The sequence below is a fragment of the Streptomyces coryli genome (genome assembly GCF_011044975.1).
GTDB lineage: Bacteria > Actinomycetota > Actinomycetes > Streptomycetales > Streptomycetaceae > Streptomyces > Streptomyces coryli.
The window spans coordinates 72,751-83,541 of the sequence record NZ_JAAKZV010000007.1 but is presented as its reverse complement, the minus strand read 5'-3'; the positions used below and the strand labels follow the sequence as shown (position 1 = coordinate 83,541).

Sequence of the window (10,791 nt, the reverse complement as noted above, 5' to 3'; positions counted from 1 at the left end):
CTCCCCCGCCGCCCGCTCCGCCCACCGCCCGCTGCGGCCGCGGCGCATCGAGCTGACCGGCGGCCCGTTACGGCGCTGGCAGGACGTCAACCGCACCGTCAGCCTGCCGCTGGCCATCCAGTGGCTGGAGAAGGCGGGCAACATACGCAACCTCCGCATCGCCGCGGGCGAGGCGGACGGCGACTTCCGCGGCCCGGTCTACATGGACTCCGATGTGCACAAGATCCTGGAGTCCGCGGCCTGGGAGCTGCAGCACGCACCGGACGACGCGGCCCTCACCGCCTTCTCCGCCGGCACGGCACAGCTCCTCGAACGGGCCCAGCAAGAGGACGGCTACCTCGACTCGCACTACCAGGTCGCCTCCCCCGGCGAGCGCTACACCCGCCTGGTCGACAGCCATGAGCACTACTGCGCCGGGCACTTGATGCAGGCCGCCGTCGCCGCCCACCGCGGCGCCGCCGACCCCGACGGCCGGCTGCTCGCGGTGGCCCGCCGCTGCGCCGACCACCTCGCCGCCGTCTTCCTTGCCGATCCCGGCCCGGGACTCGACGGCCACCCCGAGGTCGAGACCGCCCTGGTGGAGCTCTACCGCGCGACCGGCGAGACCCGATATCTGGAGCTGGCCACGGCCTTCACCGAGCGCCGCGGCCGCGGCCTGGTCGGCCGGCACAAACACGGCGAGCGGCACCGGCAGGACCACCTGCCGGTACGCGAGGCCCCCGCGATGACCGGGCATGCCGTGCGCGGCCTGTACCTGGAAGCCGGGGTTGTCGACGTCGCCGTCGAGACCGGCGACGACGAGCTGCTGGCCGCCTCCATCGCCCGCTGGGAGGACATGGTCGCGGCCCGCACGTCGCTGACCGGCGGCCTCGGCTCCCGGCAGGTGGGTGAGGTCTTCGGCGAGCGGTACGAGCTGCCGCCCGACCTGTCGTACAACGAGACCTGCGCCTCGGCGGCGAGCATCCAGTGGAGCTGGCGGCTGCTGCTGGCCACCGGCGAGGCCCGCTACGCCGACCTCATCGAGCGCACGCTCTACAACGCCTTCGGCGCCGCCCGCTCGGCGGACGGCCGCACGTACTACAAGGGCAACCCGCTGCAGCGCCGCCCCGACCACGCCGACGCGGTGGGCGATCCGCGCTGCCGCGACGAGTGGTTCTACTCGGCCTGCTGCCCGCCGGCCGTCACGCGCCTGGTGGCGTCGCTGGAGCACTACGCGGCCACGCAGGCGGGCGACACCCTCCACCTGCACCAGTACGCGCCCATGGAGCTGTCGCTGCCGTTCGCGGGCGGCGAGCTGGGGCTGCGGGTGGAGACCGACTATCCGTGGCGCGGCCAGGTCGCCGTCACGGTCACGCACGCCCCGGACGAGCCGTGGGCGCTCGCGCTGCGGATCCCGCCGTGGAGCACAAGCACCTGGATCGAGGCCGCCGGCGAGCGCGGCCCGGCCGCACCGGACGAGAGCGGCTACGCGCTGCTGCGCCGCGCCTGGCGTCCCGGCGACCGGGTCGTGCTGGAGCTGGACATGACGCCGCGGCTGACCGTGCCGCACCCGCGTATCGACGCGGTCCGCGGCTGCGCCGCCGTCGAACGCGGACCGCTGGTGTACTGCTTCGAGCAGGCGGACCAGGCGCCCGGCGACGCGGTGGACGACCTCGCGCTGCCGCCGGACGCGGCCTTCGAGGAAGTGGACGTGGACGACCTGGACGGCGTCGGCCGTACGGTGCTGCTGCGCACCGCCGCGGCCGCGGTCTCCGGCGACCACGAGGCGGGCCTGCCGTACCGCACCCACGGCGGCCCGCACACCGACGACACGAGCCGCCCGGCGACCGCCACCGCGGTGCCCTACTTCCAGTGGGACAACCGCGGCGACGGCGCCATGCGGGTGTGGATGCCGCTGGCTACTTATTGATCTTCACGTGGGTGAAGGCCGCCGTGGCGTAGTGCGCCACGGCGTTGGCCTCCTTGTTGGCGTCCACGGCCAGCCCCAGGTAGACGCGGTCGACCATGGGGATGCGCTCGTAGACGACGTGGCTGCCCCAGTTCAGCCCGTCCGAGGAGACATGCCCCTGGATCTCGGCGCCGCGCTTGGTGATCCGCAGGTAGTACGGCAGGTCGCCCAGGTGCTCGTTCTCCGCCCCGTCCCACGGATAGACGCTGTCGGAGGTCTCGGTGCCGTACCGCCCGATCCGGAAGCCGCGCGCCTTCAGGCCGCCGTCGAGATAGGTGATGCCGAGCATCAGGAACGCGGAGTCGGGGGTGAGGTTCTCGCGGATCATCAGGCCCGCCATGACGCCTTCGTAGACCGGCGGCAGGGAGTCGAGCCGGGCGATGATCTCCACGACCTCGTCCTCCGGCGCGCTGACCGGCTGGTAGAGGAAGCTGCAGGCGTCCTCGCGGCCGACGACCTTGCCGGAGCCCTTGAGCGTGATGGTCCCGCCGTCCAGCGCCGCCGCACCGGCGATGGGCACTTTGCCGATGTCCTTCAGGCGCCATGGCGTGGTCGCCGTCGTGTGGTTGACGTGGACCGGGGTGCAGGTGGACGCGGTTGCGGTGCCGGCGGAGTCGGTGGCGCGGGCGGTGAGGTAGTGGGTGCCGTCCGCGACGCCGGTCCAGGTGAAGGTGTGCGGCGCCTTCGTGGTTTCGCCCAGCTTCTTGTCGCCCGCGTAGTACTCGACGGTGGCGATGGTCTCGCCGGCGGCCGCCGAGGCCTCGACCTCGAAGGCGACGTCGGTCGTGAAGACCTGGTCGGGCGACGGGGACTTGAGGGTCACCGTGGGGTTGTCCTTGCCGGTGCGCTCGATCGAGTTCAGATACGTCTCCAGCCGCGTGTATCCGCCCTCCCCCTCCCCCGTCCAGTCGTCCGGGACGCCGTCGTGGTCGGAGTCGGCGGGCGGCTTCGTGGAGACCAGCGGCACCCAGCCGCCCACCTCCCGCTGGGAGTTGATCATCCGTCCCGTACCGCCGCGCACATCGGCGACGATCCGCGCGTCGATCGCGTCCCGTCGCGGCAGGATCGCGCCCGCGCCGGCCAGCACCGCCTCGTACGCCTCCTTCGCGCTCTGCTCCGGCAGCGGATGGGCCAGGTCGGCCGGCTTGTCGAGCAGCGTGATGCCGCCGACGCCCAGCTTGATGCCCTCGCGGTTGTCCTGGGTGACCTCGTCGTGGCCCTCGATGACGTTCCCGGCGACGTACCAGGCGCCGAAGCGGTCCGGGCTGACGATGACCGGCGCGATGTCCTCCAGGGTGTTGGGACCCGGCTTGTAGTAGTTGCCGACGATGTTGATGCCCTCGGCCCACTCGCCGCCGTAGCAGGAGGTGTAGCCGTAGTTGTAAATCACGTTGTTGCGGGAGTCGGCCAGCTGGTTCAGGCCCTCCTCGAAGCCGAACCGCGGGTTGCGGCCGCCGTTGTGGACCAGCAGGTTATGGTGGTAAGAGACGTTGTCGCCGCCCCAGATGCCGCCGAAGCCGTGCCGTCCCTTCTCGTGCGCCGACATGGTCAGCGGCTCGGAGATGATGCACCACTGCAGGGTGACGTTCTTGTTCTTGTACGGGGAACAGTTCTCGTCCACCGCCCAGCTGATGGAGCAGTGGTCGATGATGACGTTCTCCTGGCCTTCCATCCCGAACGTGTCGATGGGCGTGCCCAGTTCGTCACCGCCGCGGAAGCGCAGATAGCGCAGGATGATGTTGCTGCCCTTGATCTCCGTCTCGTTGCCGGCCACGCAGATGCCGCCGCCGGGTGCGGTCTGCCCCGCGATGGTGAGGTTCGAGCCGGTGATGTCCAGGCCGCCCTTGAGCTGGATGGTGCCGGAGACCCGGAAGACGACCGTGCGGTTGTCGGCCGAGACCGCCTCGCGCAGCGAGCCGGGGCCGGAGTCGTCGAGGGTGGTGACCTCGTAGACCTCGCCGTCGCGGCCCCCGGTGGCGAACTTGCCGCCGCCCTCGGCGCCGGGGAACGCCGGGATCGCGGCCCGGGTCTCCGGCGCGGGGGCGGCGTATGCGGTGTGCGGCGGCCAGCCGGCCAGCGCGGCCGCGCCCAGCACGGCTCCCGAGCCGGCCACGAAGGCCCGGCGGCCGAGTGGTGTGTGCGGTGCGGCAGTTCCGTTTGCGTCAGTCACGTTCGCCTGCTCCTTGGTGAGTCAGTGACGGGTCTGCGCGGCTCTCACGTGATAGGTGGCCCCTGGGCGGGTGGCGAAGGACACCACGTGCTCCTCGGGGCGTTCCGCGGTGGCACCCTCGATGTCGACGGGGTGCGGGGTGCGCAGGCGGATGGGGTGGCCGAGCAGGGAGCGCACCGCGGCGTGCACCACCTTCCCGGCCTTCCACTCCAGGTCGATCTCGAAGCCGTCGCGGGCGCGCAACCCGCGGAAGGAGCCGTCCGGCCAGGCGTCCGGCAGGGCGGGCAGCAGCTCGATCTCGCCGGCGTGGCTCTGCAGCAGCATCTCGGTGATCCCGGAGACGCCGCCGAAGTTGCCGTCGATCTGGAACGGCGGGTGCAGGTCGAAGAGGTTGGGGGCGGTACGGGCCGGGGTGAGGAGGTCGCTCAGCCGCTGGTACGCGAGGTCGGCGTCGAGCAGCCGGGCGTACCAATTGATCTTCCAGGCGAGCGACCAGCCGGTGCCCGAGGTGCCGCGCAGCTCCAGCGTCCTGCGTGCGGCCGCGGCCAGCTCCGGAGTCTTCCTGGGGGTGATCTGGGCGCTGGGGAAGAGCCCGTAGAGCTGCGATACGTGCCGGTGCTTGACCAGCGCCGCCTCCTCCCAGTCCTCCAGCCACTCCTGGAGCTGGCCCGCGTAGCCGACCTGGTTCGGGGCGAGCCGGTCGCGGACCTCGCTGACCCGGGCGGCCAGGCCGGGGTCGCGGTCGAGGACCACGGCGGCAGAACGGAAAGCGTCGAAGAGATCGCGCAGCAGCTGCATGTCCATGGTGGGCCCGGCGCAGATGCTGACGTTCTCGCCCTCGTCCTCGTGGTGGCCGACCTCGGGCGAGTGCGAGGGGTTGGTGACCAGGTAGCCGGTCTTCGCGTCCTCGACCAGGAAGTCCAGGAAGAAGTCGATCGCACCCTTCAGGACCGGGTAGTTGCGGCTGAGGACGCCCGTATCGCCGGTGAAGCGGTAGTGGTCCCACAGCAGCAGGCACAGCCAGGCGCCGCCGGTGGGCCACATGCCGTAGAAGGCGTGGTCGACGGGCGCGGTGCCGCGCCAGCCGTCGGTGTTGTGGTGCGCGACCCAGCCCGGGGCGTCGTAGAGGGCCTTGGCGGTGCGGGCGCCGGATCTGGCCAGCTCGTGGATCATGTCCGCGGCGGGCTCCCAGCACTCGGCGAGATTGGCGGGCCCGGCCGGCCAGTAGTTCATCTCGAAGTTGATGTTGATCGTGTACTTGGACTCCCAGTTGGGGGTCATGCTCTCGTTCCACAGGCCCTGCAGGTTCGCGGCCTGGCCGGGGCTGCGGGAGCAGGAGGCGAGCAGATAGCGGCCGTACTGGAAGTACAGCGCGGCCAGCTGCGGATCGCCGCCGTCCTTGAAGAGCGGGACGCGCTCGTTGGTGGGCAGGGCGGTGCGATCGGAGGTGCCGAGGTCGATGCCGACCCGGCTGAACAGGCGGCGGTGGTCGGCCACATGGCGGCGGCGCAGCAGCTCGTACGGCATCCGCGCGGCCGGCTCCAGGTGGCGGCGGGCGCGGGCGGCCTCGTCCGCCGAGACGTCCAGGTAGTCGCGGTAGCTGGTGGCCATGGAGACGATGAGGGTGACGGCGTCGGCGCCGGTCACGGTCAGCTCGCCGCCCTCGGTACGCACCTGCCCGCCCTCGGGAACCGCGCGGGCCAGCGCCCGGAAGCGCACCTTGCCCTCGAGGCCCTGCCAGTCGCCGCCGACGCCGTCGAGCGCGATGGTGCGGTCGTCGACGGTCGCGGCGGAGGCCTTCTGCGGGGTGCTGAAGCGGGCGGTGAAGCCCACGCTGCCCGGGGTATCGGCGGTCAGCCGTACGACCAGGACCTGGTCCGGACCGCTGGCGAAGACCTCGCGGGTGTGGCGTACGCCGCCGCGGGTGTAGGTGACGCGGGTGACGGCCGTCTCCAGGTCCAGTTCGCGCTCGTAGCCGGTGGTCTCGCCGTCGCCCGCGAGGGCGAGTTCGAGGTCGCCGAGGACCTGGTAGGCGGCCTGCTCCGAGGGGGTGCCGAGGAAGTGCTCCTCGGCCAGCAGCTGCGCCTGGTACCACTTCTCCTCGACCACCAGGCGGCGGACCTCCGCCAGGTGGCGGGCGGCGTCCGGCTGGGCGTAGTCGTTCGGCCCTCCGGCCCACAGGCTGTCCTCGTTCAGCTGCAGCCGCTCCGTGTCGGTGCGGCCGAACACCATCGCGCCGAGGCGGCCATTGCCGACCGGCAGCGCCTCCAGCCACTCGGCGGCGGGGGCGGTGTACCACAGCCGCATCGGGTTGGGGTCGGAGCGCCGCGACGCGCCGGGCAATGCGTACGCGCCGGTGGGCAGCGCGGTCGCCGCGGCGCCGGCTCCGGCGGCCGCCAGTACGTGGCGTCTGGACAACTCAGGCATCGCTCGGCTCCAGCTGTGTCTCGAGGGCGGCGAGGGCGTCGGCTCCGCGGTGCACGCGGAAGCGGGTGCGGTACGTCCGGGACTCGCCCGGACCGAGCCAGATCATGGAGTCGTCGGCGCGGGCGGCCGCGTCCCCGGCGACGTGGTGGGTGGAGGGCTCGAGGCCGATCGCGTAGTCGCCGGCCCGGAGGTTGAGCCACTGGAAGAAGCAGGGGAACGCGGACCGCTCCCAGTCGACGCTCACGGCCAGTTCCAGCCGGTCGTTGACCACGGCCGCTCCGGTACGGCCCGGGGCGACCTCGCGCAGCTCGTGCTCGTAGACCTGCTCGACGAAGCCCGGCCGGGGGGCCGGCAGCATGCGGTGGTCGGCGCACTGGTCGGTGACGCTGTCGGAGTGCCACAGCGTCTTGGCGACCGGGGCGAGGAAGCGGCTGCCCTCGTCGAGCAGCGGCCAGCCGAGGTTGATGTGGTAGAGGAACATGTGCGGCATCGGGTCGAAGCCGGGGTTGGTGACCGTGTCGGTGAGCCGGATCTCATCGCCGCCCAGATCGGCCTCGATGCGGCGGGTCAGGGTCAGGTTCTCGGCGAAGACCGCGGCCTGCCGGACCTGTCCCTCGGCCCACAGCACACAGGCGTCGCCGTCCCAGTGCTCGCCGTAACCCTTCAGCCGGGCGGGCAGGTTGGCGACCCGGCCGTGCAGGCCGTGCCGTACGGACGGGCGCGGTGGGTAGCGGTAGCCGGTCGCGTCCACCTCGCCGCCGAAGAGGGTGTGGTCGAGGCCCCCTGTCACGGTCAGGCCGGAGAAGGAGCGCAGCCAGGACAGGCCCTCCTCGTCGGCGTGCTCGTGCAGCGCCGGGTGCCGGAAGCCGGTGCGCGAGCGCCAGCCGAAGGCCTGCCCGGCGTGTTCCGCGGCACCGATGTCCATGCACCGGTCGACCAGGACGTCGAAGGCCAGGCCGCTGCCGGTGCGGAACTCCAGGGTGCGGATGCCGCGTTCGGCGCCGTCAGCGAGTGTGACCAGGCGGACGCCCCCGGCGGCGGCCGTCTCACCGGCACGGGCGGCCAGGTCGCGGGGACCGAGCTCCTGTCCGTGGATCTTCATGACATCACCCACCCGCCGTCGACGTTGAGCGTCTGCCCGGTGACGAACGCGGCGTCGGAACCGGCCAGAAAGGCCACCACCGCGGCCAGCTCGTCGGGCGTGCCGCGGCGCTTGAGCGCCTGGTGGTCCAGGATGCGGGCCTCGTACGCCGCCCGGTCGGGATGGATCTCCTCGGCGGCGGTGGGGAAGGCGCCGGGCGCCACGCAGTTGACGCGGATGCCGTGCGGGCCGAGCTCGCGGGCCAGGGCGCGGGTGAGGGCGGCGGCGGCGCCCTTGGTGGCTACGTAGGCGGCGAGGTCGGCCCAGCCGCCGCTCATGGTGATGGAGGCGACGTTGACGATCGCGCCGCCACCGGCCTCCGTCATGGCGCGGGCGGCGGTCTGGGCGCAGAGCCAGTAGCCGCGCTGGTTGACCGCGTGCACGTCGTCGTACTCGGCGAGCGGCACCTCGAGGAACGGCCGGGACGGGTAGATCGCGGCGTTGTTGACCAGGATGCCGACGGTGCCCAACTCCTCGCCGGCGCGGGCGAAGGCGGCCTCGACGGCGTCGGCGTCGCGCAGATCGGCGGCGAGCGGCAGCGCGGTGCCGCCCGCCTCGGTGAGGTCCTTGACGGCCTGCTCCAGCGCCGGGCCTTCGACGTCGAGCAGGGCGACGGCGTGCCCGTCGGCGGCCAGCCGGCGGCTGATGGCTCGGCCGAGGCCGCCTGCCGCACCGGTCACTACTGCGGTGCTCACGGAGTGCTCCTCTCCCGGTAGGTGCGGTAGTGGTCATCGAGGGCGTCTAGCAGCGCCCGGTGCGGGCGGCCCTCGGCCAGCCCCGCGCGCAGCAGTCGGGAGGCCGCCTCCTGGAATTCCGGATAGCCGGGCCACCGCGGCCGCACCCAGGCGGCCTCGACGGTGGCGAGGGTGGCGCGGTAGAAGCCGCCCCACCGCTCGTTGGTCCAGGCGTCGGTCCAGGCGGCGCGGGCCGCGGGCTGGCCGCCGGTGACCGGGAACAGCTCGCGCTGCACCGGGTCCGCCAGCAGCCGGCGCAGGTGATCGCGGACCGCGCCGCGGGTGCCGAGGTCGTCGGTGCGGCGGCGGGAGACGGCGAGTCCGGCGCCGCCGAGCACGCTGCCCACGGGGCCGCCCGGCCGCCACGTCGGGGCGTCGGCGAAGGCCAGCGGATACGGCCCGGCGCGGGTGTAGGTGACATAGCCGTACACCAGCGGGCAGTACGCGGGCCCGCCGGCCGCCGCCATCGCGCGCAGCAGCCCGATCGGGTTCGCGTCGCGCAGCGGCGCCGGGGTGCGGTCGGCGAGTACCGCCATGAGGTCGAGCGCGGGCAGCGCGGCCTCCCGGGAGACGAGCCGGTCGCCGTCCGTGGCCGGCTCCGCGCCCTGGGCCAGGACGAGCGAGCAGAAGGTGAGGAAGGCGTGCGGGCCGCCCAGGCAGAGTGCGACCGGCACCGGCAGGTCGCGCACCTCCGCCCAGGTGCGCGGCAGCGGATGCCCCGCCATCAGGTCGGGACGCGCGGCGGCGACCTGTGCGGCGGCGTCCAGCGGCAGCGCCCAGGTGCGGCCGTCGAGCACGTAACTGGCGAAGCTGGCGCCGACGCTGCGCTCCCGCCAGCCGCGCAGCTCGGCGGGGCCGAAGAGCTCTTCCAGCGGCATCAGGCAGTCCGCCTCGACGGCGGCGCCGAGGCCCGGGTGGTCCACGACGAGGAGGTCGTAGTCGGGGGCGAGGGCGGTGAGGGGGGTGGACTCGAAGCCGGAGAGCGGCTGCCGGTCCCAGCGCAGCGGCCGGCCGACCGTCTCGCAGCCGGGCGGCAGGGAGGCGTCGAGCCGGGCGAGTTCCTCGAGCGGCGCGTAGCCGCGGGGGTGGTCCCAGGTCAGCCCGCGCAGCTCCGCGGTGGCGCGGGGTGGTTCCGTCGTCGTCGCGGTCATGACATCTCTTCCTCCCGGTTCCGGGCGGCGATGGCGCCCTCGGCGAGCAGCGCCGCCACCCGCTGCTCCGGATAACCCAGTTCGCCGAGGACTTCCCGGGTGTGCTCACCGGCCAGCGGGGCGCCGCGGCGCACCTCCGGCGGGGTGGCGCTGAAGCGGTACGGGAAGCCGGGCGTGGTCACCTCGCCCTCCACCGGGTGCCGGTAGGTGACGAACGAGCCGTTGTGCCGCACCTGCGGATCGGCGACGACATCGGCGTACGTATGCACCGGCCCGGCCCAGATGCCGCGCTCGGCGAACAGCTCCAGCCACTCGGCGGTGGTGTGCCGCGGCAGCCGGGCCCGTACCAGCGCGGTGATCTCGTCGCGCCTGCCGTGGCCGTCCACGTCCGTGTCGTACGCGGCCAGTTCGGGCAGCCCGAGCGCCTCGCCGAGGGCGTCGAGCGGCGGCATCGCCAGCGCGAGATGGCCGTCCTTGGTGGTGAACACCCCGTACGGGGCGCGGATATAGGTGTGCCCGTGCGGCTCGGCGCCGCGTCGCTGCGGGACGCCGCCGACGGTGTACACCGACAGCTCCTGCATCTGCACCGCGATGGCGGCGTCCAGCATGTTCACCTTCACCAGCTGGCCCTCGCCGGTGCGCTCCCGGTGCAGCAGGGCGGCCAGCGCGCCTTCGAAGGCGGAGTACGCGGTGATGGCGTCGACCGCGTAGGTCCCCGCCGGGGCGGGCGGGTCCGACTCCCGCCCGACGCTGTACATGGCTCCGGACATGGCCTGCAGCAGCAGATCCTGCCCGGGCCGGTCCGCGTACGGGCCGCTGTCGCCGTAGCCGGAGATGGAGACGTAGACGATGCCGGGGTTGACCTCCCGGACCGCCGCGTAGTCCATGCCGAGGCGCTCGGCGACCCCGGGCCGGTAGTTCTGCAGGAACACGTCCGCGCCGCGGACCAGGTCCCGCACCACCTCGCGTCCTTCGCTCGTCTTGAGGTCGGCGGCGAGGCTGCGCTTGTTGCGGTTGAGCGAGAGGAAGGAGGCGTTCAGCTCGGTGCCGGTGGCACCGCCGGCGGGGGCGCGGCGCTGCCACTCCCCGCCCGGCGGCTCGACCTTCACCACGTCGGCGCCGAGGTCGCCGAGCCGCATCGCCGCCAGCGGCCCCGCCATGGCGATCGACAGATCGACCACCCGGTAGCCGTCCAGGATTCCCATGATCTGTCTGTCCCT

Annotated in this window: 7 protein-coding genes; 1 reads left to right on the top strand and 6 read right to left on the bottom strand. The window is 73.0% G+C overall.

All coding sequences use genetic code 11. The features are described 5' to 3' along the window. Positions 1-1,909, top strand: a 1,909-nt coding sequence (locus tag G5C51_RS03695; RefSeq protein ID WP_206313369.1) for a glycoside hydrolase family 127 protein, incomplete at its 5' end; no start/stop codon positions are given. Here the strand turns inward: G5C51_RS03695 and G5C51_RS43965 are convergent. Genes G5C51_RS43965 through G5C51_RS03665 form a run of 6 tightly spaced genes read right to left on the bottom strand, consistent with a single transcriptional unit; the run spans position 1,899 to position 10,776 of the window. Beyond that, positions 1,899-4,118: an Ig-like domain-containing protein gene (locus G5C51_RS43965; protein ID WP_165231463.1), complete on the bottom strand. Its 2,220-nt coding sequence runs from the start codon at positions 4,116-4,118 to the stop codon at positions 1,899-1,901. The genes G5C51_RS03695 and G5C51_RS43965 overlap by 11 nt on opposite strands. 21 nt (positions 4,119-4,139) lie before the next feature. Then, on the bottom strand, positions 4,140-6,545 hold the full coding sequence (locus tag G5C51_RS03685) for a glycoside hydrolase family 95 protein (protein ID WP_165231460.1): 2,406 nt from the start codon (positions 6,543-6,545) through the stop codon (positions 4,140-4,142). Beyond that, entirely contained in the window at positions 6,538-7,647 is a 1,110-nt protein-coding gene (locus tag G5C51_RS03680; RefSeq protein WP_165231457.1) for an aldose 1-epimerase family protein, read from the bottom strand. The genes G5C51_RS03685 and G5C51_RS03680 overlap by 8 nt, the downstream gene beginning before the upstream one ends. Beyond that, on the bottom strand, positions 7,644-8,381 hold the full coding sequence (locus G5C51_RS03675; protein ID WP_338118003.1) for an SDR family NAD(P)-dependent oxidoreductase: 738 nt from the start codon (positions 8,379-8,381) through the stop codon (positions 7,644-7,646). The genes G5C51_RS03680 and G5C51_RS03675 overlap by 4 nt, the downstream gene beginning before the upstream one ends. Next, positions 8,378-9,571 carry a carbohydrate ABC transporter substrate-binding protein gene (locus tag G5C51_RS03670; protein ID WP_165231454.1) on the bottom strand — a complete coding sequence of 398 codons (1,194 nt, stop codon included), beginning with the start codon at positions 9,569-9,571 and terminating at the stop codon, positions 8,378-8,380. The genes G5C51_RS03675 and G5C51_RS03670 overlap by 4 nt, the downstream gene beginning before the upstream one ends. Next, positions 9,568-10,776 (bottom strand): CaiB/BaiF CoA transferase family protein, encoded by a 1,209-nt coding sequence (locus G5C51_RS03665; RefSeq protein WP_165231451.1) that lies wholly within the window; start codon positions 10,774-10,776, stop codon positions 9,568-9,570. The genes G5C51_RS03670 and G5C51_RS03665 overlap by 4 nt, the downstream gene beginning before the upstream one ends. Between the last annotated feature and the right edge of the window lie 15 nt (positions 10,777-10,791).